The sequence below is a fragment of the Amycolatopsis sp. cg9 genome, assembly GCF_041346945.1.
In the GTDB taxonomy this organism is placed as follows: Bacteria; Actinomycetota; Actinomycetes; order Mycobacteriales; family Pseudonocardiaceae; genus Amycolatopsis.
The window spans coordinates 8182888-8207514 of the sequence record NZ_CP166850.1; the positions used below are offsets into that span (position 1 = coordinate 8182888).

Annotated in this window: 23 protein-coding genes and 1 pseudogene; 9 read left to right on the forward strand and 15 right to left on the reverse strand. The window is 72.6% G+C overall.

Features of this window, described 5'->3' with window-relative positions:
- The first annotated feature begins 74 nt into the window (after positions 1-74).
- The 4 genes from AB5J73_RS37925 to AB5J73_RS37940 are packed head-to-tail and all read left to right on the forward strand — an operon-like array spanning position 75 to position 3505.
- Positions 75-473: an ATP-binding protein gene (locus tag AB5J73_RS37925; RefSeq protein WP_370963627.1), complete on the forward strand. Its 399-nt coding sequence runs from the start codon at positions 75-77 to the stop codon at positions 471-473.
- Positions 466-2088 (forward strand): PP2C family protein-serine/threonine phosphatase, encoded by a 1623-nt coding sequence (locus AB5J73_RS37930; protein ID WP_370963628.1) that lies wholly within the window; start codon positions 466-468, stop codon positions 2086-2088. Before AB5J73_RS37925 ends, AB5J73_RS37930 begins: the two co-directional genes overlap by 8 nt.
- Positions 2085-3155 (forward strand): B12-binding domain-containing protein, encoded by a 1071-nt coding sequence (locus AB5J73_RS37935; RefSeq protein WP_370963629.1) that lies wholly within the window; start codon positions 2085-2087, stop codon positions 3153-3155. The genes AB5J73_RS37930 and AB5J73_RS37935 overlap by 4 nt, the downstream gene beginning before the upstream one ends.
- On the forward strand, positions 3152-3505 hold the full coding sequence (locus tag AB5J73_RS37940; RefSeq protein WP_370963630.1) for an STAS domain-containing protein: 354 nt from the start codon (positions 3152-3154) through the stop codon (positions 3503-3505). The genes AB5J73_RS37935 and AB5J73_RS37940 overlap by 4 nt, the downstream gene beginning before the upstream one ends.
- Before the next feature lie 156 nt (positions 3506-3661).
- Here the strand turns inward: AB5J73_RS37940 and AB5J73_RS37945 are convergent, their stop codons facing one another.
- Positions 3662-4453 (reverse strand): MBL fold metallo-hydrolase, encoded by a 792-nt coding sequence (locus tag AB5J73_RS37945; protein WP_370963631.1) that lies wholly within the window; start codon positions 4451-4453, stop codon positions 3662-3664.
- 58 nt (positions 4454-4511) lie between these two features.
- On the opposite strand from AB5J73_RS37945, the gene AB5J73_RS37950 reads away from it, so the two are divergent.
- Positions 4512-4889, forward strand: a complete 378-nt coding sequence (locus AB5J73_RS37950; protein WP_370963632.1) for a MerR family transcriptional regulator — start codon at positions 4512-4514, stop codon at positions 4887-4889.
- Here the strand turns inward: AB5J73_RS37950 and AB5J73_RS37955 are convergent.
- Positions 4886-6949 (reverse strand): MMPL family transporter, encoded by a 2064-nt coding sequence (locus AB5J73_RS37955; RefSeq protein WP_370963633.1) that lies wholly within the window; start codon positions 6947-6949, stop codon positions 4886-4888. The genes AB5J73_RS37950 and AB5J73_RS37955 overlap by 4 nt on opposite strands.
- Positions 6950-7023: 74 nt before the next feature.
- Between AB5J73_RS37955 and AB5J73_RS37960 the strand changes: the two genes are divergently transcribed.
- Complete coding sequence (locus AB5J73_RS37960; RefSeq protein ID WP_370963634.1) at positions 7024-7458, forward strand: MarR family winged helix-turn-helix transcriptional regulator; 435 nt, start codon at positions 7024-7026, stop codon at positions 7456-7458.
- Positions 7459-7727: 269 nt separating this feature from the next.
- The gene (locus AB5J73_RS37965) at positions 7728-8159 is read left to right on the forward strand and encodes a hypothetical protein (protein WP_370963635.1); all 432 of its coding nucleotides are present in this window, start codon (positions 7728-7730) and stop codon (positions 8157-8159) included.
- Positions 8160-8273: 114 nt separating this feature from the next.
- Here the strand turns inward: AB5J73_RS37965 and AB5J73_RS37970 are convergent, their stop codons facing one another.
- From AB5J73_RS37970 to AB5J73_RS38005, 8 genes are all read right to left on the reverse strand, one after another.
- Positions 8274-8900, reverse strand: coding sequence for a DUF4360 domain-containing protein (locus AB5J73_RS37970; RefSeq protein WP_370963636.1), 627 nt, complete (start codon positions 8898-8900; stop codon positions 8274-8276).
- Positions 8901-9082: 182 nt separating this feature from the next.
- Positions 9083-9946 (reverse strand): spermidine synthase, encoded by an 864-nt coding sequence (locus AB5J73_RS37975; RefSeq protein WP_370963637.1) that lies wholly within the window; start codon positions 9944-9946, stop codon positions 9083-9085.
- Entirely contained in the window at positions 9946-10305 is a 360-nt protein-coding gene (speD, locus tag AB5J73_RS37980; RefSeq protein WP_370963638.1) for an adenosylmethionine decarboxylase, read from the reverse strand. The genes AB5J73_RS37975 and speD overlap by 1 nt, the downstream gene beginning before the upstream one ends.
- Positions 10298-11440 carry a type III PLP-dependent enzyme gene (locus AB5J73_RS37985; RefSeq protein ID WP_370963639.1) on the reverse strand — a complete coding sequence of 381 codons (1143 nt, stop codon included), beginning with the start codon at positions 11438-11440 and terminating at the stop codon, positions 10298-10300. Before AB5J73_RS37985 ends, speD begins: the two co-directional genes overlap by 8 nt.
- A gap of 22 nt (positions 11441-11462) precedes the next feature.
- Complete coding sequence (locus tag AB5J73_RS37990; protein ID WP_370963640.1) at positions 11463-14009, reverse strand: glutaminase domain-containing protein; 2547 nt, start codon at positions 14007-14009, stop codon at positions 11463-11465.
- A 176-nt stretch (positions 14010-14185) separates the two neighbouring features.
- Positions 14186-14491 (reverse strand): DUF1883 domain-containing protein, encoded by a 306-nt coding sequence (locus tag AB5J73_RS37995; protein ID WP_086858244.1) that lies wholly within the window; start codon positions 14489-14491, stop codon positions 14186-14188.
- Between the two features lie 101 nt (positions 14492-14592).
- Positions 14593-15906, reverse strand: a complete 1314-nt coding sequence (locus AB5J73_RS38000) for a hypothetical protein (protein WP_370963641.1) — start codon at positions 15904-15906, stop codon at positions 14593-14595.
- A gap of 283 nt (positions 15907-16189) precedes the next feature.
- Entirely contained in the window at positions 16190-16666 is a 477-nt protein-coding gene (locus AB5J73_RS38005) for a MarR family winged helix-turn-helix transcriptional regulator (protein WP_370963642.1), read from the reverse strand.
- A gap of 39 nt (positions 16667-16705) precedes the next feature.
- Between AB5J73_RS38005 and AB5J73_RS38010 the strand changes: the two genes are divergently transcribed.
- On the forward strand, positions 16706-18151 hold the full coding sequence (locus AB5J73_RS38010) for a phenylacetate--CoA ligase family protein (RefSeq protein WP_370963643.1): 1446 nt from the start codon (positions 16706-16708) through the stop codon (positions 18149-18151).
- On the opposite strand, the pseudogene AB5J73_RS38015 reads toward AB5J73_RS38010, so the two are convergent.
- The 3 genes and pseudogenes from AB5J73_RS38015 to AB5J73_RS38025 form a co-directional block, all read right to left on the reverse strand.
- A pseudogene (locus AB5J73_RS38015) lies at positions 18148-19139 on the reverse strand (IS481 family transposase). The gene AB5J73_RS38010 and the pseudogene AB5J73_RS38015 sit on opposite strands and share 4 nt — an antisense overlap.
- 125 nt (positions 19140-19264) lie before the next feature.
- Positions 19265-21832 (reverse strand): hypothetical protein, encoded by a 2568-nt coding sequence (locus AB5J73_RS38020; RefSeq protein ID WP_370963644.1) that lies wholly within the window; start codon positions 21830-21832, stop codon positions 19265-19267.
- Positions 21833-21878: 46 nt separating this feature from the next.
- Complete coding sequence (locus AB5J73_RS38025; protein WP_370963645.1) at positions 21879-22187, reverse strand: DUF4326 domain-containing protein; 309 nt, start codon at positions 22185-22187, stop codon at positions 21879-21881.
- A 219-nt stretch (positions 22188-22406) separates the two neighbouring features.
- On the opposite strand from AB5J73_RS38025, the gene AB5J73_RS38030 reads away from it, so the two are divergent.
- Complete coding sequence (locus tag AB5J73_RS38030) at positions 22407-22781, forward strand: STAS domain-containing protein (RefSeq protein ID WP_370963646.1); 375 nt, start codon at positions 22407-22409, stop codon at positions 22779-22781.
- 4 nt (positions 22782-22785) lie between these two features.
- On the opposite strand, the gene AB5J73_RS38035 is transcribed toward AB5J73_RS38030, so the two are convergent.
- Together AB5J73_RS38035 and AB5J73_RS38040 are read right to left on the reverse strand one after the other, a co-directional pair.
- Positions 22786-23166, reverse strand: coding sequence for a response regulator transcription factor (locus AB5J73_RS38035; RefSeq protein ID WP_370963647.1), 381 nt, complete (start codon positions 23164-23166; stop codon positions 22786-22788).
- Complete coding sequence (locus AB5J73_RS38040) at positions 23163-24584, reverse strand: PAS domain S-box protein (RefSeq protein WP_370963648.1); 1422 nt, start codon at positions 24582-24584, stop codon at positions 23163-23165. Before AB5J73_RS38040 ends, AB5J73_RS38035 begins: the two co-directional genes overlap by 4 nt.
- Positions 24585-24627: the final 43 nt, after the last annotated feature.

Here is a 24627-nt window from a genome sequence, read left to right on the forward strand (position 1 = left end):
TGGGCGGCCCCGGATCCGGGCATGAAGAAGGGGACGGCCTCCCCGGGGGTCCCGGCACGGCGAAGGAGGCGGTTGTGAAGCTCCGCGATGTGCGGCACGAGCTCGGCATCTCCGCCGAGCTCTCCGAACTGGCCAGGGTCCGCCACTGGGTGCGCTCGGTGCTGTGCGGCCTGCCGGCCAACGTCGTCAGCACCGCCGTCATGGTGGTGGACGAGCTGACGTCCAACGCGCTGCGCCACGGCCGCGCGCCCTACCACGTCCGGCTGCTGCCCGGTGCCGCCAAGCTGCGGATCGAGGTCGACGACGGCGGTGGCGAGGCCGCCCGCCGCCGGGAACCGTCCGACCACGGCGGCCGCGGGCTCCTGCTCGTGGAGCGCTGCGCCGCGGCGTGGGGCCAGCTGCGCCGGCCCACCGGCAAGACCCTGTGGGCCGAGCTGGTCACCGATCCGGATCCGGCCGGAGCCCGTGGCTGACCGCGCGCGCACGACGCCCGCCACGCCGGTCGACGACGGCCGGGAGTGGGCCGCCGCCCCGATCGCGGCCCTGGTGGCCGACGGTGCCGGGGTGCTCCGGTCGCTCAACGAGGCCGCCCGCCTGCTCTTCCCGGCGGCCAAGCCCGGCCGTCCCCTCGACGGCACGGTCGCCGACTGGCTCGCCGCCGCCCACGGCCCCGACGGCATCGCCCGCGGCGAGGTCGGCGCCCAGTCGTTCGCGGCGCACCCGATCCCGCACGGCGACGCCGTGACGTGGTGGCTCATCGACGAGACCGACGCCCGTTCGGCCCGCGAGGCGCTGGCCAAGGAGCAGGAGCGGACCGCCTTCTTGAGCGATGCTTCGGCCGCCCTGCTGGGCTCGCTCAACCTCGAACGCTGCATGGAGGTCGCCGCGCGGCTGGCCGCCGAGCACCTCGCGGACGCCGCGCTGGTGCTGGCCCCCACCCACGGCGGGTCCTTCCCCGCCGTCACGTGCGTGCGCGGCGGCGACCCGGTCCGGTCCCGGCTGGAGATCGACCCGGACGAGCTGCCCGGCCTCGGCGAGGCCCTGCAGGGCTTCCCGCCGGTGCCGTCGCGCTGGCTCGACCCGGACGCGGCACCCGGCTGGGTGCTGCCGGCCGGCTTCGGGCCGGTCGGGTCGATCGTCGTGACGCCCCTGCCCGGGCACGGCGTCCCGGCCGGCGCGCTGGTGCTGCTGCGCCGCGGCGACCGGACGTCGTTCACCGACCAGGAGGAGCTCTTCGCGCGGCTGTTCGCGGCCCGCGCGGGCGCGGCGATGTCGGCGGCCCGGGTGTTCGCGCTGCAGGCGTCCATCACCGACACGCTGATGCGCGAGCTGCTGCCGCCCACCCTCGAGCAGCTCGGCGGGGTCGAGTTCGCCGGCCGCTACCGCCCGGCCCGCGACGGCGAGCGGATCGGCGGCGACTTCTACGACGTCCACTCGGCGATCACCGGCGACGGCGACGAGTCGCTGGCCGTGCTCGGCGACGTCTGCGGCAAGGGCCTCGACGCGGCCGTGCTGACCGGCAAGATCCGCACGACGCTGCGGGCGCTGCTGCCGATGGCCGGCGACCACCACCGGCTGCTCGACCTGCTGAACCGCACGCTCGGCGACAACGCCGACGCCCGGTTCGTCACGCTGGTGCTCGCCTCCGCGCGCCGCGAGGGCGCGACCGTCCGGCTGCGCGTCACCAGCGCGGGCCACCCGCCGCCGCTGATCGTGCGCGCGAACGGCCGGGTCGAGGAGGCCGACACGCAGGGCAGCCTGATCGGCGTGCTGCCCGAGATCGAGTCGGTGACCGCCGACGTCACGCTCAACCCGGGCGAGACGTGCCTGCTCTACACCGACGGGATCGTCGAGGCGAAGGGCGGCCCGCTCGGGGACGCCATGTTCGGCGAGGACCGGCTCCGCCAGGCCCTCGCCGAGTGCGCGAACATGCCCGCCGACGCCGTCGTCGAGCGGGTGCAGATGCTCGCTTCGCAGTGGATCGGGCGCGGCGCCCACGACGACATGGCCGTGCTGGCGATCACCGCGCCGCGCGGGCAGCACCTGGCCGCCGTCGGCGGTCACGGCCGGGGGAGGTACACCGCATGAGCACCGCTACCCGCAGCACCGGGGTGGCCGAACACGCCGAGCGGCTCTGGGACGCCGTCACGACGGGCGACGAGTACACCGCCGGGGACGTCGTCGTCCAGGCACTGGGCGCCGGGACCGACCCGGAAAGCGTGCTGCTCGACGTGATCGGGGCGGTGCAGCGGCGGGTCGGGCAGGAGTGGGCGGCCAACCGCTTGACCGTCGCCCAGGAGCACGCGGCGACCGCGATCAACGACCGCGTCATCGCGACCTTCGGCTACGTGCTGAAGCGCCCGGAACCGCACCTCGGCCGCGTCACGGTCGCGTGCGTCGACGGCGAATGGCACGCGATGCCGGCCCGGCTGCTCAGCGAAGTGCTGCGCCTGCGCGGTTTCCAGGTCGACTACCTCGGCGCGCAGGTACCCGCCCCGCACCTGGTGGCCCACCTGCACCGGACCGGGCCGGACGCGGTGGCGCTGTCCGGCTCGCTCGCGACCCGCCTGCCGACCGCGCACGCCACGATCACCGCGTGCCAGGCGGCGGCGACCCCGGTCATCGCGGGCGGTGCGGCCTTCGGCCCCGACGGCCGCTACGCACGCCTGCTGGGCGCCGAAGCGTGGGCGCCGGACGCGCGGACGGCGGCCGACCGGCTGGCCCGGCCGCTCCCCCGCCCGCACACCGCGCACCAGCCGCTCGACGACCTGCCGCACCTGGCCGACCAGGAGTACACGCTGGTCACGCGCAGCTCCGGCCGGCTCGTGAAGGCGGTACTGGCCGCGCTGGAGGAGCGGATCCCGGCCATGCGGAACTACACCGACCTGCAGCGCCAGTACACCGCGGAAGACCTCGCGCACATCGTGGAGTACCTGGCGACGGCGCTCTACGTCGGCGACGAAGAGCTGTTCACCGGGTTCCTGACCTGGACCGCCGGGATCCTCACCGCGCGCGGCGTCCCGGCCGCCTCGCTGGTCCCCGCCCTCGAACTGTTCGAGGCGGAGCTGCGCGACTTCCCGCGGGCCACCGGCCTGCTCCGCGCCGCGCGGACGCACCTCGCGGAACCGGCCACCGGATCGGAGCTCTCGGCATGACCAACGGGCTGACCTGCACCTGGAGCACCCCGGAAGCCGACATCGCCACCGTCGCGGTCGTCGGCGACCTCGAGTTCGCCACGGCCGGCTTGCTCCTGAACCTGGTCACCGACCGGCTCGCCGACCACCCCGGCGTGCGGGAGGTGCGCCTCGACTGCGGCGAAATCGGCTTCTGCGACTCCTCCGGGCTGTCGGAGCTGCTGAAGGTGCACCGCGCGGTGGCCGGCACGGGCCGGCGGCTGCGCCTGGACAACCGGACACCCGCCCTCGACCGCCTGCTCGTCCTCACCGGCACGGCGAAGTACCTGACCGGCGAGACGGCCGACTCCCGCGCCCTCCGCGACTCCTAGGGCGTCTCCGACCAAGGCTTCGGCGGGGCTGACGGCACCTGGGACACCGTGCCGCGACGGCTGCTCGCCGAAGCCGCCCCGGACAGGTCGGCGCCGCGGCTCCCGCCCTGATGCGACCATCCGCGAAACCGCCGGAACGCTCCCCGGGCCGTACGCCTAGCCCCGGAGGCGGGCCAGCTCCCACGGGTCGTGGGCGCTGAACACCGTCACCTCGTCCCCGTGCCGCCGGACGAGTTCGCGCAGCCGCGCCTGCGTGCCCAGCCGGAGGTCGTGGTGGATCTCCGAGCGCGTCTGCACGACGTCCAGGACCGGGTGCGGCTGCGGCTCCACGTCCAGCTCCCGGTGGAAGTAGTAGGCGTCCCCGCAGTGCAGCAGCCACCGCGTCCCGTCGTGGACCGCCACCCCCGCGTGGCCCGCCGTGTGGCCGCCGAGCGGCACCAGCCGGATGTCGGCCGCCACCCCGGTCAGCGGCGCGGACGCGAAGCCGAACCAGTCGTCGGCGGCCGGGGCCGCGTAGGTCGCCCACTTCGGGCCGTGCGCCCAGTGCGCGGGCCGGTAGCGGAAGCTCGGTGCCTCGGCGACGGCCGCGTCGAGCTCGGCGGCGAGGACGTGCACCGTCGCGGCCGGGAAGTCGGGCAGGCCGCCGCAGTGGTCGACGTCGAGGTGCGTGACGACGACGTGCCGCACGTCCGACGGCGCGAACCCGAGCCGGGCCAGCTGCCGGACGGCGGTTTCCTCCTCCGCGAGGTGGGGCTGGGCCATCGCGACCCAGTCGTCGCCGAGCGTCCCGCCGGGATCGCGGACGTCGGCCAGGCCGAGCCCGGTTTCGACGAGGACGAGCCCGTCGGCGGTTTCGGCGAGCAGGCAGTGGTTGACCGCGGGCGCGGCGGGCAGGCCGGGAGCGTCGATCGCCCGCACGGACCCGCAGTTGAGGTGGTGGATCTTCATGCCGGCCATCGTCCGACTTGAACTATGATTCAAGTCAAGCTCGAGCCGGGAGGTCACGATGCAGCTGCTCGACATCGCCGAGGTCGCCGAGCGGACCGGGCTCGCGCCGTCGGCCCTGCGGTTCTACGAGAAGCGCGGGCTCGTCGAACCGGCGGGCCGCAACGGCCTCCGGCGCACCTACCACCCGGACGTCCTGCAGCGGCTGGAGCTGGTCGCGTGCGCCCGCGGCGCCGGCTTCACCATCGCGGAGATCGCCCGGTTCCTCGTCGCCACCCCGACCGACGCGGCGCTGCGCGAGCGGATGGCGCGCAAGGCGGCCGAGCTCGACGAGAGCATCGACCGCCTCACCCGCATGCGCGACAGCCTCCGCCACGCGGCGACGTGCGAGCACGTGCCGCTGGTCGAGTGCCCCGACTTCAAGCAGGCGATCTCCTAGGCGTCCGCGCGCGCCAGCTTCGACGGCCACCAGATGCGGCGCCCGACGTCCACGGTCAGCGCGGGCACCAGCAGCGACCGCACCAGCAGGGTGTCGAGCAGGACGCCGAAGGCCACGATGAACGCGATCTGGGCGAGGAACAGGATCGGGATGACGGCGAGCGCGGAGAAGGTCGCCGCGAGCACGACCCCGGCCGACGTGATCACCCCACCGGTCAGGGACAGCCCGCGCAACGTGCCTTCGTGCGTTCCCCGGGCCAGCGCCTCTTCGCGGACACGGGTCATCAGGAAGATGTTGTAGTCGATCCCCAGCGCCACCAGGAAGACGAACCCGAACAGCGGCACGACCGGGTCCGCGCCCGGGAAACCGAAGATGTGGTTGAACACGATGGCCGACACGCCCATCGTCGCCGCGAACGACAGCACCACCGTGGCGATCAGCAGCAGAGGTGCGAGCAGCGAGCGCAGCAGCAGGGCCAGCACCAGGAAGATCACCAGCAGCACGATCGGGATGATCAGCGCGCGGTCGTGTTCGGACGTCTGCTGCGTGTCCAGCTGGATCGCGGTCGGGCCGCCGACCTTCGCGTTCGCGCCGGGGATCGCGTGGACCGCGTCGCGCAGCTTGCCGACGGTCGCGACCGCCGCCTCCGAGTCCGCCGGGTCGTTCAGCACGGACAGGACCTGCACCCGGCCGCCGACCACCTTGGGCCGCCCGTCCGGGCCGGGCAGCGGGAACGACTGCGCGATTCCGTCCATTGTGGACGCCTGCAGCACCGCCGGCAGCGCGCCGGCGTCGGCGATCGTGATCGCGGGGGCGCCGAGGCCGCCCGGGAAGTGGCGGCCGAGGATCTCCTGCCCCGTCCCGGATTCGACCTCGGTGAGGAACACGTCGGACTGCGCGGTGCCGGACGCCTTGAGCTGCGGCAGGAACGCGACACCGACGCCGAGCACCAGCGCCGTCACCACCCAGACCACCCGCGGCCGGCGGCCGACCAGCCGGGCGACCCGGCCCCAGATGCCGGACGTCTCCGGGTGCGGCGAGCCGAACGCCGGCCTGAACGGCCAGAACGCGCCGCGGCCGCACAGTGCCAGCACCGCAGGCAGGAACGTCGTCGACGCGAGCAGCGCGGCGCCGATGCCGATCGCCGCGACCGGGCCGAGTCCCTTGTTGGAGTTGAGGTCGCTGAAGAGCAGGCACAGCACGCCGAGCACGACGGTCCCCGCCGACGCGGCGATCGGTTCGAGAGTCGCGCGCCAGGCCAGCTTCAGCGCGTCGAAGCGGCTCTGGGTGTCGCGCAGCTGTTCGCGGAACCGCGCGACGAGCAGGAGCGCGTAGTCGGTGGCCGCGCCGAAGACGAGGATCGAGAGGATGCCCTGGCTCTGGCCGTTGAGCGCGAGGACGTCGTTCTCGGCCAGCAGGTAGACGACGAGGCTGGCGAGCCCGAGTGCGAACACCGCCGACAGCAGGACCAGGAACGGCAGCAGGGGGCTGCGGTAGACGGCGATGAGGATCAGCGCGACCACCCCGCCCGCGACGAGCAGCAGGATGCCGTCGATGCCGCCGAACGCCTTGACCAGGTCGGCGATCTGCCCGGCGGGCCCGGTGACGAGCACGGTGAGCCCGTCGGGGGCACCGGTGAGCTTCGCGCGGACCTCCTTGACGACGTCACCGGGGTTGCCGTCGGCGAGGATCGGCACGCTGAGCTGCACGGCCTGGTCGTCCCGCGGCGCCTTTTCGGGCGCCCCGAGCGGGCCGGCGACGCCGGGCACGCTGCCGAGCTCCCGCGCTTTGGCGTCGAGGAACTGCCGGTCCGCGGCGGTCAGGCCGGCCGGGCGCTCGGCGACGACGGTCGCGGGCAGCACCTGGCGCGGGGTGAACGCCTTCTGCTCGTCGGCGACCTCGGTGGCCTCGGCCGAGCTCGGCAGGAACGCGGCGTTGTCGTTCTTCGCGACCTCGCTGAGCTTCCCCGCGAACGGGCCGCCGAACCCGCCCAGCCCGAGCCAGGCGACCACGAGCAGTGCGGGGAGCAGCCAGCGGAGGCGGCGCGGTGAGTCGTTCATGGTCGCTAAGGTCCTTTCGAGGGCGAACACGCCCTATTGTTCAGCAGGCTGAACATTTTGCACGACGACCCGGAGTGACGGTGAGCACAGCCCCCGAACCCGACCTCAGCACGTGGCCCACCGGCCGGCTGCTGGCTGCCGCCGCCCGGCTGGTGGAGCAACGCTGGGTGACCGTCCTCGCCGGCATGGGACTCACCCACGCGGGGCTGATCGCGCTGCACTCGTTGCGCGACGGGCCGCTCCCCCAGCGCACGCTGGCCCAGCACTGCCAGGTGACCGACCAGACGATGAGCCGCACGCTCGACCGCCTCGCGAAGGCGGGTTTCGTGACGCGCACCCCGGATCCGGCCGACGCCCGTCGTCACCTGACCCGGATGACTTCACCCGGACGGGCGATCCTCGACCGCGCGGTGCGCGCCGAACCCGCCCTGCTCGGCGGACTCGGCGAGGACCCGGCTTTCCGGGGCCGGCTGCTGGAGCTGATCGCGGGACTTTCGGCGGGCGATTGAGAGCCCGCGCGCTTGGGTAGCTCTTCAGGCATGTGGATCGCGGTGAGCACCCCAGTGGCCGTCCTGATCGCTACCGTCCTCATGGAGCGGTTCGAACGACGATGCCGCCTGGTGCCGACCGCGGAGACCGAGCACCCTCCGGTCGCGCGCTGACCCTTCTCATGTGATCCACGTCTCACTCTCCTCCGATGAGAACCCTGGGCCCGTCCCCCGGCGACTGACTGGTCGGATCCGGCGGACCGAGCCCGGGTTCCAGGAGGAGAAAATCCATGCGCGGCAACCCGAAAACCACCCGCACGGTGCTCGGCCTGGCCCTCGCGGCCGGCCTGGTCACGGCGGCGAGCATCGGATTGGCCGGCGGCGCGACCGCGCAGCCGGGCAGCACGGAGGGGACGATGACGAACGCGAACCAGCCCCCGAAGGGGGCGCGGGCCACCGTGCAGGTGAGCCCCAACCCGACCACCCGGCGCGGCCAAGAGGTGACGATCACCGGGAACTGCGGCGGCGGCACCGGCTTGAAGTCCGTGCTCGGCGGCTTCCCGGAGCGGCAGGCACTGGAGAACATCCGGATCCTGTCGGCCGGCCCGGACCACTTCGTGGCCAAGGCGAACCTGGTCCAGACCATCGGCAACGGCGTGGGCCCGGTCTTCGTGGACTGCGGCGGCGAAGCGGGCGTAACCCTGCTGGTCACCCACGTCTGACCGTCGTGAACGACTCGTTCAGGTCGCCTGGCGACCTGAACGAGTCGTTCACCGCATCCGCACCCCGGAGAATCCCGGTGAGCGGTCCACATTTTCCGGCGAGGACCGCGGAATTCAGCAGGTCTTCCACGCGAAGTGGTAAATGGTGTCCACGCTCGCGTGTTCGGAATCCATTTCAATGAAAGACGTGCCGGCGGAGCCACCCGCGTCGGCCCGCAGTTCCGCGTTGATGTTCAGGTTTCGGCTCTCCCCGCACGGGGCGAACACCAGCTCCGCGACTTCGGTCACGTCCGAGGCCCGCCACACACCGTGGAACGGGCCGGGGAAGGTGTGGCGAAGCCGCGCGGTCGGCGACGTCCCCGCGAAGTAGTAGTTGGCCTGCTCGAGCGCGCTCGCGCCGCTCTCGATGTGCGCGAAGCCGCGGTACTCGGCTTCGGCGATCGCGTACGTGAATCCTTGCGGCACATGGACGAGCACGTTGATCTGGCAGTTCTTCCGGGCGTCGAGGGCCGGTGCGCCCCCACCGGCCTTGGCGGTGAAGTTCGTGTAGTGCACCGTGAAGGACGTGTTGTCGGACGCGACGTCCGCGGACGCCGTTGCCGTACCGGCCGGGCAGCCGGAACCGTTGATGGTCTTGATGTCGAGCGTGATCTTTTCGGTCGGAGCCGAAGCGGCCGAGGAATCGACGGGAACGGCGAGCGCGGACAGAATCATTCCGGCGACGACCGACATAACGAGCATGACGCTCCTCCAAACGGGCCACGGTGCCTGGTGATCATGATGATCGCGCGCGGAGCAGATCGTAGCGCGATCGCAACCATTTCGACGGCCACTGAACGGAGTAACACGACCGCGAAGAGTACGGGAAATCCATTTCCCGCAATTTCACGTTCGAAAGCTTTCGATATTCGGATAAACGAAGGTCAAGACTGGTCCGGACCACTGCCGTGCCGGAGCGAGTGCGGCGGGGTGGCGCCGCCGAGGAGCGCGTCGGCGTCCAGCGTCGCCGCTTCGCTCCCCCGCTCCGCGAACCGCCGGGCCACCAGCGCGGCCGGGTCGCCGACGTGGTCCGCGCGGCCGGACAGGAACGCCCACTCGTGCTCGTCGGACCCGAAGTACAGCACCGTGGGGAACACCTCTCGGAACCGGCGCCACGACGCCCGTAGCGTTTCGTTGCGCCACAGGGTCGGGCAGCCCGCCTGGCAGGTGACCACCCCGCCCGGCGCCAGCACCCGCACGCAGCGGCCGAGGAAGTCCTTGCCGTACAAGCGGTTGTGCTGCGCATCCGGATCGTCGTTCTCGTCCGGCAGGTCGATCACGACCACGTCGTAGCTGTCGCCCCGGGCTTCGGCCGCGGCCAGGAAGGCCCAGCCGTCCTCGAAGGACACCCGGATCGGGCCGTCGCCGCGCGCGAGGTCCGCGGGTGTGTAGCCGTAGGGCAGGTGCTCGGCGCAGGCGCGCACGGCTTCTTCGTCGATGTCGACGTGGTCGACGCGGGTGGCCCCGACGGCCACCGCCAGCTGCGAGGCGACCCCTTCGCTCGACCCGATGATCAGCACCCGCCGCACCTGCTCGGCCAGCAGCAGCGCGGGCACCACCAGGGCCTCGTGGTAGACGAGCTGGCTCGCCTCGGTGCTCTGGCGCTCGCCGTCGCAGAACAGCGAAACCCCTTGCGCGGTCTTGCCGATCAGCACGTGCTGGTACGGCGTGCGCCCGTCGAACACGACGTCGCCGACCTCCCACACGCGGGTGAGGCCGGGGCCGACCGGTTCGTGGATCTGGGGCATCAGCGTTCTCCGCGGTGCAGGACGGACAGGTGGACCGAAGCGGCGTCCAGCGACTTCGCCAGCACCCGCAGCGCGTGCTCGGGGTCGGCGCGCTCGCCGCAGGTGAACACGTCCGCGAACAGCGAGCCGTGCTCGGGGTAGGTGTGCACGGAGGCGTGCGACTCGGCCAGCAGCGCGATCACCGTGGCGCCCTGCGGCGCGAACCGCTTGGCCACGACGTCGACGACCGTCGCGCCCGCCTCGGTCACCGCGGCCCGCAGCAGCTCCCCCAGCCGCTCGGGGTCGTCGAGCAGGCCGGGGTCGACGCCGTGCAGCTCGGCCAGGGCGTGGCGCCCGGTGAACCGGCCGACCTCAGGCATCCCCCCACCGCCCGACGCAGTACGTGCGCAGCGGCTCGATGCCGTTGAAGCCGACCGACGCGTAGCTCGCGGTGTAGGCGCCGGTGCCCGGCAGGTCGAGCCGGTCGCCGGTCCGCAGCGCCAGCGGCAGCTCGTAGGGCGTCCGCTGGTAGAGCACGTCGTCGCCGTCGCAGGTCGGCCCGGCGAGCACCACCGGGCCGCTCGGGCCGCCGGGCGGGCGCACCGGCTCGAACCGGTAGGCGATCGCCTCGTTCTCGGCCTCGGCGAGGCCGTTGTAGCGGCCGATGTCGAGGTACACCCAGCGCCGTCCGCCCCGGTGCGCGACCAGCACGACCTCGGTCCGCAGCAGTCCCGCGTCCGCGACGAGCACCCGGCCCGGTTCCAGCAGCAGCTCGGGCGGCTGGCCGGGGAAATGCGTCTCGAGGGCCGACGCGATCGTGCTCGCGTACGCGTCCAGCGACGGCACACGCGCCCGGTGCGCGGTCGCGAAGCCGCCACCGAGGTTCAGCCGCGTCATCGCGACCCCCTGGGCCTCGGCTTCGGCGAACAGCTTCGCGGCCGTGGCGATCCCGATCTCCCACGCGGCGACGTCCGGCTGCTGCGAACCGACGTGGAACGCGATACCGGGGCGCAGCCCGTGCGCGGCCGCGCGCAGCACCAGGTCCAGCGCCTCGCCCGGCTCGCAGCCGAACTTCCGGCCGAACGGCGTCGCCGAGTCGGGCCCGTCGAGCACGACGCGGATCGACACGGCCGAGCCGGGCGCGTGCCGGCCCAGGTGGTCGACGTCGTCCGGCGCGTCCGAAGTGAACTCCCGGACCCCGCGCTCGAACGCGGACGCGCTGTCCCGCGGCTTCTTGATCGGGTTGCCGTAGGCGATGTCCGCCGGATCGGCGCCGCGCTCCAGGCACAGCGCCAGCTCGGCCGGTCCGGCCACGTCGAAGCCGACCCCGGCCGCCACCAGCGCGTCGAGCACCGGTGGCGCCGGGTTGGCCTTGACCGCGTACCGGATCAGCGCACCGGGGAAGGCCGCCCGGAGCTCCCGCGCCCGGGCGGCGACGACGTCGGTGTCGACGACCAGGCACGGGGTCGGCGGGTCCTGCTCGGCCAGGAACCGGCGGATGGGGTCGGCGCGCACGGCGCCAGTGTCGCAAACGGCGTCAGACGAACCGCCACAGGTGGTCCGGTGTCCCGTTGTCGTCCCACTGGGTCACCTGGGCGCCGTCCGCCGTGGACTGCTGGTCGACCGCCATGACCTTGCCGCTGCGGACGTTGACGAGCTTGGACCAGCCGCCGCCCGCGTCGACGATCCGCCAGTTGTGGTCGGGCGTGCCGTTGTCCTGGTACTGCTGCACGTGGGCGCCGTTGTCGAGGCTCTGGTCGTGCACCGCGAGGACCTTGCCGCTGTTGCGGTTGACGATCCGGACGGTGCCGTCGCCGTTCTCGACGACCGCCCAGAGGTGGTCGGCGGTGCCGTTGTCCGTCCACTGCGTGACCTCCGCGGTGTCGGCCAGCGACATGTTCGACACGGCGAGCACCTTGCCCGAGCGCTGGTTCTGCAGCTTGCGCCAGACCGTCGTCGACGCCGCCGGGCGGGTCAGCAGGGCGAGGTAGCCGCCGGCGACCGGGCGGGCCTGGAACCCGCGCTGGGTCCCGTCGGCGACGACGTACCAGTCGCTGAACGGCACCCGCTGCGGCGTGGTGTTCGCGTAGCTGTAGACGCCTTCGACCAGCGTGGTCCGGATGTTCGGCTGGTCGGTGAGCCACGCCGCGGTCCACAGTTCCCAGTCGGCCTTCGTGTAGTTGTTGCGCGGGTCGAGCAGGACGCCGTGGGCGCCCGCGCGGCCCTGGTACCAGGCGGCCTCCTGCGCGGCGACGCCGAGCGGGACGAGGTCGAGCCCGAGCACGCGGTCGGCGAAGCCGTTGTACTTCAGGCTCCACGTGCCGGGCTGGTCGTAGGCGAGCTTGAGGTGCTGGTTCGAGGAGTCCTGCGCGAGCGTCACCCACTGGCTGACGTAGCTGCGCGAGGTCGAGCGGTAGCGCTGGGCGTCGGCCGTGTTGCCGGCCGCGGCGGCGATGACGCCCATCGCGCCGACGCCGATGATGCCCTTGAGCGCGAGGTTGGCGCTGTGCGCGATGAACCCGGTGAAGTCGTCGGTCTGGTTCTGGAAGCCGGGGTCCAGGGTGGTGCCGACCAGGTACTCGGCCCACTGCCGCAGGATCCGGTAGTGGGTGTTCGCGAAGGCCACGGCGTCGGCCGACGGGAGCCGCTGCACGAGCGCGGCGGCCATGATCAGCATGTTGGCCGACTCCTCGACCGGCATGCTCTCTTCGTTGCCGTCGTTGTGCCCGGTCGCGTCCGGGTAGTGGGTGCCGAGGTCGTGCTCGGCGAACTGCATCGGCCAGCCGCCGCGCTCGGCGTAGTCGAGCAGCGGTTCCAGGACCAGCCGCAGGTAGGCCGGGGACAGGTGGAGGTAGGCGGGGAACGCCGGGTAGGTGACGTCCACTGTGGACATGTTGCCGTTGGAGGAGATCTCCTTGAGGAAGGCCCACGGCGCGCCGCCGCGGTCGACGAGTTCGGTGCCGCCGAACGCCTGGCGCAGCGCGAGCGCGCAGATCCCGGCGTAGTGCTCGCCGGTGGTGCCGCCGCCGGCCGCCGCGACGGCGTCGTCGTGCAGGCGCTGGTCGATCGCGGTCGCGGCGGACAGCGCGCTCGCGTAGTCGTTGCCGAACCAGACGGCCATGTCCGGCCAGCTGCCCCAGTAGTGCGTCCACCAGGGGTTCAGCGGGGTGCCGAGGTACCGGACGGCGGGTGTGCGGACGTGGCCGATCGAGAGCGTGAAGGGGGCCGAGGTGCCACCGGCCGGGATCGTGCCGAAGTTCTTGTTGAAGGCGAGCACCGGCCAGCGGTCGCTGATCGCCCGCGGCTGGGCGGTGTCGCTGGTGTTGTTCAGGGCGCCCTGCCCCGCCGAGGCGGCGCGCACGACGGTGTCCTGCCCGATCTGCCAGCTGGTCCCGGACGTCGGCGCGGCGAGCACGAGCGATCCCCAGCTTGCCTGGTCGCCGTTCTCCTGGAGGACGCCCGGAGCCGCCGGGGTGCAGCTGAGCAGCGTGTAGCCGCCGGCTTGCTGCTGCGTCCAGGTGACCGGGGTCGAGGTGTTCCCGTGCACCCACTCGGCGGAGGTGTCGAAGTGCAGGTCGACGACGTGCGCGCGGCCGTCGGCACTGGCGGCCTGGAGGGTCACGTAGCCGAAGGGCACGCACTGGCGTTGCAGGTTCGCGGGGTCGACCGGCGAGAAGAACGTGACGGTGAGGTTCACGCCCCCGCCGGTGAGGACGTAGGTCGAGCGGGTGCCGGTGACCTGCAGGCTGACCTGTGTCATCGGGGTGAGGGCGGGCCCGGACGGCAGGGCGGGCGAGCCGGCGAAGACGTACGCGGCGCCGTCGATGCGGGCGAGGCCGCACAGCGCGGTGACGTGCCCGGTCCAGAAGCTCGACCAGGTGCCGGCCAGGTTGTCGGCGGGCTGCCAGGTGGACAGGTAGGGCGACCGCACGATGAGCGGCGTGGCGGGCGGCCGGATCGGGCTGAAGGTACCCGCGACGGCGGTTCCGGGCAGCCAGAGCGCGGCGGCAACGGCGGCGGCCGTTCCCCCGGCGAGCCGGAGCAGGTCGCGGCGGGTGAGGTGAGCACGGGCAGGCGAGGACATCGGTGACCCCTTCGACGGCGTGCGAACAGCGCGGACCAACTTTTACATCGTTGGTACAACGTTGTAAATCCGCCGAAGGTCGGCGTGCGGGCGGGAGGCGGACCACGGGAGCCGCAGGTCCGGTGCGCTCTCGGGAGCGGGTCCCTCCGCGACCCGAAGGCCGCGGAGGGACGCGGTCACCGACGGCCGGTGCGTCCCCTGGCCGCCGCGGCCGGTTCGGGCTCGACGCTCACCCGCGGGCGGAGCGGCAGGTTCTCCAGCCCTTCGACGTCGAGCACCAGGAACCAGTGCGCGTTGGCGGGGATGTGGATCTTGAACATCGGTGCGGTGGCCACCCCGCCGTGCATCCGGTAGTACTGCCGGCGCCGGTATGCCTGGAAGTTGACCTCCGTCAGGAGCCTGACGTTGGCCATCGCGTCCAGGCGGACGGTGACCACCGCGTCTCTTCGCACCTTCCCGAGGTCGAACACGTTCGCTTCCATTACGTCCCTCTTCCACGCGTGGTTGTTCGGTTCGAGTTCTGGTCGCGGGCAGCGCGGAACGCGCCGCGGAGCGCACGACGGAGCGGAAGGTCGGGACGGGCCTAGCCGGGACCGGTGCCCGGTTTGCAGGGCCGGAAGAGCGGCACGAAGTCCTCGGACGCCCGCGCGCCGGGCCGCGGGTCGCGGGTCCCGTTGGTGAAGGTCAGCAACGCGGGCGGAATGGTGCTGCCGGAGCCACCGGCGAGATCGGACGGCGCGGGCGCCCTGGGAGCAACGGGCACCGGAGGCGCCTGGGCGGGCGCGCGACGAGCTTGGGACGTCGGGTGCGACCGGTGCGCGGGACGTGCCTGGTGCGCCTTCGGCGAGGATCGCTGAAGGTCCACTTTGTACAGTCTCGCGGGATCCGGCGCGGTGGCGGTCACCGGCGCGGAGAGCAGGGCTTTCCGCGACGGCTGCGAGGTTTTCGCCGGCAGCGCGGGCGGCTCGACGACGTCGGGATCGGTCCCGGGCCCGGCGCCGTCGGTGCTGGGGTCGACCGTGCGCACGACGGGTTCGACCACCGCGCCGGCGGTGTCGACGATCGGCTTCGCCACCGCCTGCACGACATCGGTCACCGGCGCCAGGACGGTTTTGGTGACGGGGGCCAGCACGGGTTCGGCGGAACGCACCACCGGCTGCACCACCGCGCCGACCGCGCTGGTCAGCGGGGCCACGACCGGTGCGACCGCCTGCACGACAGGCCGAACCACCGCGGCGGCCGTGGTGGTGACCGGCTTCGCGACGGCTTGCACGACGTCGGTGACCGGCTCGAGCACGGGAGCGACACCGGCACCGGCGGCGTTGGTGACCGGCTCGAGGGCGTGGGTAACCGACTCGACCACGGGCCCGGCGACGGTGGCAACGGGCGCCACCACGGCGGCGGCTGCCTCGGTCAGCGGTTCGGCCGAGCGCACTGGCCGGGCCACCGGCCGGACGACCGGCGCGAGGGTCTTGGCAGTAGCGGAGACCGGGCGTACCAGCGGCGAAATCGCTGCATCGGCTACCGGCTCGGCCGAGCGCACGGCCTGCGCCACCGGCCCCGCCGAACGCACCACCGGCTCAGTCGCCTTTGTCGCCGACGCAGCGGGTACCGCGGGCATGGCGGGTACCGCGGAACGCACCCCTGGCGCAGTCGTCTTGACCGGCGCAGCGAGAGCCTCGGGCACGGATCGCACCGCAGGCCCCGCCGAGCGCGCCACCCGCGCGGCCACCGACGCAGCAGGAACCTCAGGCACAGCTGGCACCGCGGGCTCGACCGACCGCCCCGGCCCACTCACCCCAGGCACCGGGCGCACCACCTGGGCAACCGCCCCCACCCCACCCGGGCCATCCTCCGGCGTGGCCGCGTCGGCGTCACCCGACGTCAGCCACAGCACCAGCCACAAACCCGCTATCGCTCCGGCCACTACCACTAGCCGGCGCGTGGCGACCGAGGGGCCGGCCGCGTCGCGAGCCCGGGTCACGTCGGGGAACCTCCAGGGGCGGATGCGCTGGACTGGGGACGTACCCTCCAACGCACGGCGCCACACCCGTGCTACGCGCCACTCGTCGCTTCCACTCGTCCGGACTAATCCGCAAGTGTCAGCATGCCTGAGTAAAGACTCCAGTCGGCCGCCGCGGATCGTCCAGTCGCCACTAACCACACTCGTCGGCGAAAAATCAGGCTTCCTGAGAGCGGCGGAGCTCTGACAGCGCTCCCAACGCCGTCACGCCGTGCTGCAGGCCCTCGCGGAACGTCGCGCGCTGGCCGGGGCTGAGGTCGGCCAGCAGGGCGTGCTCCACCTCCGCGACCGCGGGTGCGCAGCCGGCCAGCAGGGCCTGCCCGGCGTCCGTCAGGCCGGCCAGCAGGACGCGCTTGTTGCCCGCCTTCGGGGTTCGCGCGATCAGGCCGCGGTTCTCCAGCGCCAGCACCATCTCGTGCATCGTCTGCGGCCGGAGGAACGACCGGCGGGCCAGCTGCGCCGACGACAGCGGGCCGCTGGCCTGCAGCACCGTCAGCGCCGTGTACTGCAGGGTCGTGAGCCCGAGCGGGCGCAGCGCGTCGTCGAGCAGCGCCCGGATCACCAGCTCGAGCCGTTTGACCAGGTAGAGGGTCAACGGCGCGCCGGCGGGGTGCTGCTCCGCGGAGGTGCTCACGCGCCCATCATGACACGCGCCGGCCGCTATGCTCCGATCATGGACCTCGGCCGGCAGACCCGCGTGCGCCAGGCGTTCGACACCTTCTTCGCTCCCCCGGAACCCGCCTCCGCGCAGCACGTCCTCGACCTCTTCCGCCGCACCGCCGAAACCGTGCCCGCGTACCGGAAGTTCCTCCGGGAGCACGGGATCGCGCCGGACGACGTCGCGACGATGGCCGACTTCGCGGCCCTGCCGCTGGTCGACAAGGCCGGCTACCACGGGAAGTACCCGCTGCCCGAGCTGTGCCGCGGCGGCACCTTCGACGAGCTCGACATGATCGCCGTCTCCTCCGGGTCCAGCGGCCACCCCGCCATCTGGCCGCGGGCGCTCGAAGACGAGCTGCACGTCGCCCGCCGCTTCGAACAGGTGCTGGTCGAGGGCTTCCACGCCGACCGCAAAAGCACTCTCGCCGTCGTCTGCTTCCCGCTCGGGACCTGGGTCGGCGGGCTGTTCACCACGGCGTGCGTGCGCCACCTCGCCGCCAAGGGCTGCCCGATCACCGTCGTGGCGCCGGGCAACAACAAGGCCGAGATCCTGCGCGTGCTGCCGGAGCTCGCGCCGCACTTCGAGCAGGTCGTGCTGCTGGGCTACCCGCCGTTCGTCAAGGACGTCGTCGACACCGGGCTGGCCGGCGGCATCGACTGGCCCGTGTACGCGATCAAGCTCGTCCTCGCCGGTGAGGTCTTCAGCGAGCAGTGGCGCGACCTCGTCGCCCGGCGTGCCGGCGTCGCCGATCCCGTGACCGGCGTCGCGTCGCTCTACGGCACGGCGGACGCGGGGGTGCTCGGCACCGAAACCCCGGTGTCCGTGGGCATCCGGCGGTTCTTCGCCGAGCACCCGGACCTCGCCCGCGAAGTCTTCGGCGACGCGCGGCTCCCGACCCTCGTGCAGTACGACCCCGCGAGCCGCTACTTCGAGGTGCACGACGGCACCCTCGTCTTCACCGCGGACGGCGGGATCCCGCTGATCCGATACCACATCGCCGACGACGGCGGCGTCCTGCCGCACGCCGAACTGCTCGCCTACTGCGCCCGGCACGGCTTCACGCCGCCGCCCGGGCCGGAGCTGCCGTTCGTGTACGTCTTCGGCCGGTCGCTGTTCACGGTGTCGTTCTTCGGCGCGAACGTCTACCCGGAGAACGTCACCGTCGGCCTGGAGCAGCCCGGCATCAGCGACACCGTCACCGGGAAGTTCGTCATCGAGGCGCACGAGGACGCCGACCGCGACCGGCGGTTGCGGATCACCGTCGAGACGGCGCCGGGCGCGAGCGCGGACGCCGGCCGGATCGCGGAATCCGTGCGCGCGCAGCTGGTCCGGCTCAACAGCGAGTTCGCGCACTACGTCCCCGCGGACCGGCAGCTGCCCGACGTCGTCCTGCGCCCGGCCGGGGATCCCGAGTACTTCCCGGCCGGGGTGAAGCACCGCTACACGCGGCCGGCCTAGGTGTGATGTCCAGAGAGGTTGGTCAGCCGGGTGACCGGCGGCTTGCCGCCGGTTGAGCTGTGGGGTCGATGATGATTGTAGAAGTGCAGCCAGCCCGGTAGCGCCGCCCGCCGCAGGGCCTCCGACGGGTAGAAGCAAGCGTAGGCCCACCCGTCGGCCAAGGTGCGGTGGAACCGCTCGACCTTGCCATTGGTCTGCGGCCGGTAAGGCCGGGTCCGCTTCGGGACGACGCCCAGCTCGGCGCAGGTGTCCCGCCAAGCGTGCGAGCGGTAGGCCGACCCGTTGTCCGACAGCACCCGCTCGACGATCACGCCCAGCTCGGCGAACCAGGCCACTGCCCGGCGCAGCACCGCGATGGCAGTCACTGCTGTCTCGTCGGCGTGGATTTCGGCGTAGGCGACACGGGAGTGATCATCGATGACGGTGTGCACGAACGCGGTGCCGGTGCGGGGCTTGTAGTCCGCGCCGCGGGCCAGGCCGGGCGTGGCTCGTTTGTTGATCTCGCCTTGAGCCCGGCCGACGTAGCGGTGTCCGCCGCCGTCGGGGATGTTGCCGAACTTGGTGACATCGACGTGGATCAGCGACCCGGGATGGTCGTGCTCGTAGCGGCGCAACGGCTCACCGGTGACCCGGTCGAGCCGGGACAGGCGGTTGATCCGGCAGCGAACGAGCACTGCGTGCACCGTGGATGCGGGCAGGTCGAGCCGGCCGCCGATCTGGACCGGGCCCAGCCGCTGCCGCCACCGCAGCCGCACGATCGCCCGGACCAGGTGTGCGGGGGTGCGGGCCGGGCTGCGGCGCGGGCGGCTGCTGCGATCAGCCATCCCGGCTTCGCCCTCGTCCTGGTAGCGCTGCGCCCACTTCGCGGCGGTTCTGGCGCGACCATGAACATCTTCGCTGCGGCAGTGCAGGTCCAGCCCTGCTCGACGATCAACCGGGCGAGCCGCAGGCGGGTGCGTGGGGTCAGGGTGGCGTTAGGGTGGGACACGAAGGCCTCCGGTGGGCGAAGCGGTTCCTAGACAGCTCCACTTCACAACCGGAGGCCTTCACCTGTCTGCACGACAGGCCGCGGCTGGTCACCTCAATCCGGGACAACGTCCCTGGACATCACACCTAGGTGCGGGCGAGCTTGCGGAACCGTTCGCGCCGCTCGCCCGCGGACGAGCCGTCGGCGATGTCGTCGTCGAACCACGAGCACAGCGCCGCCCACAGCTGGGCGCGCGCCGCGTGGTCGTCCTCCGCGACCAGGGTGTGCTCGAGTTCGGCGATGTCGGCGACCAGCTGGTCGAGCCGCTGGTCGCACAATCGCACGTACTCGCGGACGACGACGTTCGCGTCGAGGCCGGTCTTCCCGCGCCGGCCCGCCGCGCCGCGCAGCTGGGCGTGCAGGCCTTCCTCGCTGTAGAGCGGGAACCCCGAGATCGACCCCGGGTAGCCGGATTCGGCCGACCACTCGCGGAACGCGCAGATCGCCTGGTAGCGCGTGTACCAATCCTGTTTGCCGGTGGCCAGCGCGGTCAGCTTCCGCCAGGCGTCGCGGTCGGCGGCGCGCCAGCGGTCGACGGTCCGGCTGTCCGGCGCCGGCTCCGCGGGCCGGGTCCGCCAGAAGTGCGCGCGGCAGCCGGCGATCTCGGCGACGAGCTGCCGGACGTAGCCGACCTGTTCCCACACGTGGGCGCGCTGCGGCCGCAGCGGTGCCGCGCGGTCCGGGGAGAAGGTGACCATCTCGAAGACGCGGAACAGCTCGTGCCCGCGCAGCGCGGCGAGGTCCGGGTCCTCCCCCATCACCCACGAGCGGCGCTCCGGGAGCCGTCCGCTGTGGCTGATCGTCGCCGCGTGGTAGAGCTCGCGGACCGCCCGGCGGGCCACTTCGTCGCGCGCTTCGCCTTCCAGGCGGGGATTCCGGGCCCGGTCGCGCAGATCGCGTTCGCCGCGGGGACCGACTTCGAGCATCGCGACGGCGTACACGCTCGCCGCGTTGTAGCACTCCTCCCACGAGCTGCGGGGCCCGGCGGCTTCGACGGTCTCGTCGAGCGCCCGCGGGTCCGGCGGCCAGCGTCGGTCCGGGCAGACGTCGGCCAGCCGCTCGCGGCTGGCCGGGTAGGCCGGCTGCGGTTCGGGAACGGCGCCGCTGACCGGCTCGACGTCCGCCATCGCGCGCCGCAGCACCGCCCAGACCAGAGACAGGTCGAGCGCGCGGTTGGTCAGCTGCTGCCAGCTGCGGCGCCAGCGCCTGCCGAACCGGCGGTAGTCCTCGATGAGCCGTTCGATCTCGTACTGCGACAGCGCGGCGAAGTACGAGCGCATCTCCGCGGCGCGCTGGTTGTACTCGGCCAGCCGCGCCGGAGTCGCTTCCTGGACGAGGAGTTCCTCGACCGGCACGCGCAGCACGCGCCGGTGCAGCGCCAGCCGCTTCTCGCGCGGGGTCGGGTACCGCTGGGTCCGGACGTCCAGCTCGACGTAGCGGCGGAAGCGCAGCTCGATCGCGGCCCGCAGTTCGGTCCGGCGCCGCGCCCGCGCGTCGCCCGGGGCACCCGCGGTGGTGCGCCGGACCCACCAGGACCCGGCCACGGAGTCGCCGTGGCCGAGCACGAGCGCGTGCCGGTAGCGGGCGATCAGCAGGGCGACGTCGCGCCAGCGCGCGTCGCGGCGGGGCTGGCGCGCGAAGTCGGGGCCGATCCACCACCGGGCGAGGGCGGGGTGGCCCCGGCTGCAGACGGTGATCACGTCGTCGTAGGTGGCGAGCGCGTCGAGGTGGAGGTCGAGCTGCTCCTGGAGGGCGGCGATCTCGAGTCTGATGTAGACGTTGGCCGGATCGAGGCTGACCGCCCGGTAGTACTCGGCGAGCGCTTCGTCGTAGCGGCGGTAGGTGATGAAGTGGTTGGCGCGCTGGTAGGCGTCGAAGAGCTCGTAGGGGATCTTCGCGTCGCGCCAGGCGGCCCAGTGGATGTTCGTGCGGACGTACGCGCTGCGCGGGATGACCAGCGCGGCCACGGCGTTCGCCGCGCGGTGCAGCACGCGTGCCCAGTTCTCGTCCTCGATGACCAGCGGGCTGGCGGCGAAGCGCGGCACGCGGACGAGTTCCAGGATGAGCTGGTAGCGGCCGGTCGTGTTGCCCGGCCGGATCGTGCCGCTGACGGTGAAGGCGGCGGGCGGCTGCGCGAGCCGGATCAGCTTGGTGGCGGCCTTCCACCAGCCGTCGGCGGAATCGCCGGCGTGCTCGACGATCTGGATGAAGTCGTACGAGCTGCCGACGCCGGGCACCGGGGTCGGCGTGTAGAGCCGGGAATCGTTCAGGAACCGCTTGAAGGTGGCGGTCAGTTCGACGGCGGAGTCGATCTCGCGGTCGTGGCTGCCTTCGGGCCGTTCGTCGGCGAAGAGCCGGATGTCGATCTGGTTGGCCCGGTAGGCGGCGGCTTCGAGACGCGCCTTGCCGACGAAGTACAGCGTCAGGACGACGGAGACGAGGACGACGGAGGTCTGCAGGACGGTCCAGGTGATGACGCTCGCGACCTTCGGGTCCCGGACGAAGGTCCAGTTCTGGAAGAACGGCAGGTACGGCACGACCGCGAACCCGGCGGCGACGAGTCCCGCCGACACGGCCGCCAGCCACCACCTGATCCGGTGGGTCTCGGGCAGTTCGGCCTCGTCGAAGCCGCCGTGCCGCCGCGCGGACACCATCGATCACCCCCTCGTGTCAGGTTACTCGCGGAGGGGGTGCGTTTCGTTACCCCCCGTGATCTGCGAGTTCGGCGATGACCTGGGCGTGACACGCCTCGGGAACGCACCAGCACCCGAGGCGGCGGCCGCGGAGCGCGGGCAGCAGCGCGAGCAGGTCCGGCCGCGACAGCAGGTGTTCGCGGTACTTGGCGACGACCTCTTCACGCGACCCGTCCGGGCCGGGCCGGAAGGGACTGGCGAGCTTCGAGCCTTCGAGGTGCCAGCCACCGCGGTGCATCGCGCGCCCGACGTAGACGACGTCGGCGTAGTCCGGGTCGTCCCGGTGGCCCTTCAGGTTGACGACCGTGGTGGGCATGCGACCTCCTGGTGACCCGGTCTGCGACCCATGATGCCCCGGCCCCCGGCGCCGGGGTCGGTGGCCCACCTAGTGCACATGCACTATGCTGGAGGTTCACGGTTGAGCCGTCAGCCGCCTCCGGACGCTCCGCGCCCCGGGTCGGCAGCCTGCCTTTCCCCCGGTACCGCGTCCCGGACGTCCGGTTCGCCCCGCAGCCCGAGGAAAGGGTGTGCCGCGATGGTTCCCCAGCCCCGCTCGGCCGACCACGAGCTCATCTCCGCCGGCGGTCACATGTCCCTGCACCTGCGCCACCCCCGCTCGCGCACGGTGCTCGTCGAGGTGGGCGGCGAGGTCGACCTCTGCACCGCGCGCCGGTTGGACGAAGTCCTCCAGGCGCGCATCCACGACCGGGTCGACGAGGTCGTCATCGACCTCTCCGCGGTCACGTTCTTCTCCGTCGCCGGCCTGAACTCCCTGCTGCGGGCCCAGCTGCTCGCCGACGCGGCGGGCGCGCACCTGAGCGTCGACGCCGGGCAATCGCGCGCGGTCCGGCGGCTGTTCACGCTGCTCCCGGCGGACTTCGACGACGTCGCGGCGAACGTCCGGCCCTGACCGCTCACGGGGCCGGCTGACCGCCCAGCCGCCGGACGGCTTCGACGATGACCCGGTTGGGCGCGCCCTTCACCAGGTACTCGGTGACGCCGGCCGCCGCGAGCCCGGCGATCGAGGCCCGGTCGGCGTAGGCCGAGAAAGCCAAGATCGCGGTGCCCGGGCTGCACCGGGCGATCTCCCGCGCCGCCCGCGCCCCGCCGCCACCGGGCATCCGGACGTCGAGCACGGCGACGGCGGGCCGGTGCCGCTCGGCGAGGCGGATCGCCTCGTCGGCGTCGCCCGCCACCGCGACCACGGCGATGCCGGGCTCGTCCTCGAGGACCTCCTTGAGGACGTCGCGGATCATCGCGTCGTCGTCGGAGATCAGCACCCGCAGCTCGGTCATGGTTCGAGTCCCGTCACGTCGGGCAGCGCCGGCAGCCAGAACTCCACGGTCGTCCCCTCGCCGGGCGTGCTCGTCAGCGAAAGCCAGCCGTGCGCCGCTTCGGCCCGCTCACGCATTTCGACCAGCCCGAAGTGGCCGGCCCCGGCTTCACCGGTGGCCGTGCCGACGCCGTCGTCGGTGATCCGCACCCGCGTTCCGTTGTCCACTGTGGACAGGGTGAGGTCGATCCTGGTGGCCCGGGCGTGCTTGTGGACGTTGCTGAGCGCCTCCTGGCAGATGCGGTACGCGGTGATCGCCGCCTCCGGGGACGGCTCGGCGGTCAGCTCGTCGCGCACCGAGTGCGCCAGGTCCGCCCGGCCCGCGACGTCGTCGACGTAGGCGGAGACCGCTTCCACGAGACCGTGGCGGTCCAGCTCGGGCGGCCGCAGCCGGGACACCAGGCCGCGCAGCCGCGCGATGGCGGCCTGCACCGAATCGTCGAGCGCTTCGACCGCGGTCGCCGCCGGTTCCGGCAGCCGGGAAGCGAGCAGCTGCAGGCGCATGCCGACGGCGACCATGGACTGGATCGACTCGTCGTGGACGTCCCAGGCGATCCGGCGCCGCTCCACTTCCTGGGCCTCCACGAGGTGCCCGACCAGCCGGCCGCGGTCCCGCAGGGCCTGCTCGGCGGTGCGGCGCTCGGTCATGTCGCGGGTGACCTTGCCGAAGCCCTGCAGCCGGCCCCGGTCGTCCAGCAGCGCGGTGATCACGACGTTCGCCCAGAACCGGGTGCCGTCCTTGCGGACCCGCCACCCCTCGTCCTCCAACCGGCCCTCCGCGGCCGCCACTTCCAGTTCCCAGCCGGGTTTTCCCGCGGCCACGTCTTCGGCGGGGTAGAACACCGAAAAGTGCTGCCCGACGATCTCCTCCGCCGCATACCCCTTGATCCGCTCCGCCCCGGCGTTCCAGCTCGAAATCCGCCCCGCCGGGTCCAGCACGAAGATCGCGTAGTCGACCACGCTCTGCACGAGCAGGCGGAACCGTTCTTCGCTTTCCCGCAGGGCGACTTCGGCCGCCCGGCGGTCCGTCATGTCGCGGGTGACCTTCCCGAACCCCTTCAACTGACCCCGATCGTCGTACAGCGCCGTGATCACCACGTTCGCCCAGAACCGGGTGCCGTCCTTGCGCACCCGCCACCCCTCGTCCTCCAGCCGCCCCTCCGCGGCCGCCACTTCCAGTTCCCAGCCGGGTTTCCCGGCCGCGACGTCTTCCGCCGGGTAGAACACCGAAAAGTGCTGCCCGACGATCTCCTCCGCCGCATACCCCTTGATCCGCTCCGCCCCGGCGTTCCAGCTCGAAATCCGGCCCTCCGGCTCCAGCATGAAGATCGCGTAGTCGAGCACCCCCTGCACCAGCAGGCGGAACCGGTCGTCGTCCATGGGGCAACTCTGCCGGATCGCCGCGCGCCCGGCACGGCGCGTT

Bases quoted from the DNA above. Each gene is read 5' to 3' on its own strand.
- AB5J73_RS37965 (WP_370963635.1), top strand. From the start codon at position 7,728: ATGCGCGGCAACCCGAAAACCACCCGCACGGTGCTCGGCCTGGCCCTC.
- AB5J73_RS37995 (WP_086858244.1), bottom strand. From the start codon at position 14,491: ATGGAAGCGAACGTGTTCGACCTCGGGAAGGTGCGAAGAGACGCGGTG.
- AB5J73_RS37950 (WP_370963632.1), top strand. From the start codon at position 4,512: ATGCAGCTGCTCGACATCGCCGAGGTCGCCGAGCGGACCGGGCTCGCG.
- AB5J73_RS38035 (WP_370963647.1), bottom strand. From the start codon at position 23,166: ATGACCGAGCTGCGGGTGCTGATCTCCGACGACGACGCGATGATCCGC.
- AB5J73_RS38025 (WP_370963645.1), bottom strand. From the start codon at position 22,187: ATGCCCACCACGGTCGTCAACCTGAAGGGCCACCGGGACGACCCGGAC.
- AB5J73_RS37935 (WP_370963629.1), top strand. From the start codon at position 2,085: ATGAGCACCGCTACCCGCAGCACCGGGGTGGCCGAACACGCCGAGCGG.
- AB5J73_RS37975 (WP_370963637.1), bottom strand. From the start codon at position 9,946: ATGCCCCAGATCCACGAACCGGTCGGCCCCGGCCTCACCCGCGTGTGG.
- AB5J73_RS37945 (WP_370963631.1), bottom strand. From the start codon at position 4,453: ATGAAGATCCACCACCTCAACTGCGGGTCCGTGCGGGCGATCGACGCT.
- AB5J73_RS38030 (WP_370963646.1), top strand. From the start codon at position 22,407: ATGGTTCCCCAGCCCCGCTCGGCCGACCACGAGCTCATCTCCGCCGGC.
- AB5J73_RS37990 (WP_370963640.1), bottom strand. From the start codon at position 14,009: ATGTCCTCGCCTGCCCGTGCTCACCTCACCCGCCGCGACCTGCTCCGG.
- AB5J73_RS38020 (WP_370963644.1), bottom strand. From the start codon at position 21,832: ATGGTGTCCGCGCGGCGGCACGGCGGCTTCGACGAGGCCGAACTGCCC.
- AB5J73_RS37970 (WP_370963636.1), bottom strand. From the start codon at position 8,900: ATGCTCGTTATGTCGGTCGTCGCCGGAATGATTCTGTCCGCGCTCGCC.
- AB5J73_RS38040 (WP_370963648.1), bottom strand. From the start codon at position 24,584: ATGGACGACGACCGGTTCCGCCTGCTGGTGCAGGGGGTGCTCGACTAC.
- AB5J73_RS38010 (WP_370963643.1), top strand. From the start codon at position 16,706: ATGGACCTCGGCCGGCAGACCCGCGTGCGCCAGGCGTTCGACACCTTC.
- AB5J73_RS37940 (WP_370963630.1), top strand. From the start codon at position 3,152: ATGACCAACGGGCTGACCTGCACCTGGAGCACCCCGGAAGCCGACATC.
- speD (WP_370963638.1), bottom strand. From the start codon at position 10,305: ATGCCTGAGGTCGGCCGGTTCACCGGGCGCCACGCCCTGGCCGAGCTG.
- AB5J73_RS37955 (WP_370963633.1), bottom strand. From the start codon at position 6,949: ATGAACGACTCACCGCGCCGCCTCCGCTGGCTGCTCCCCGCACTGCTC.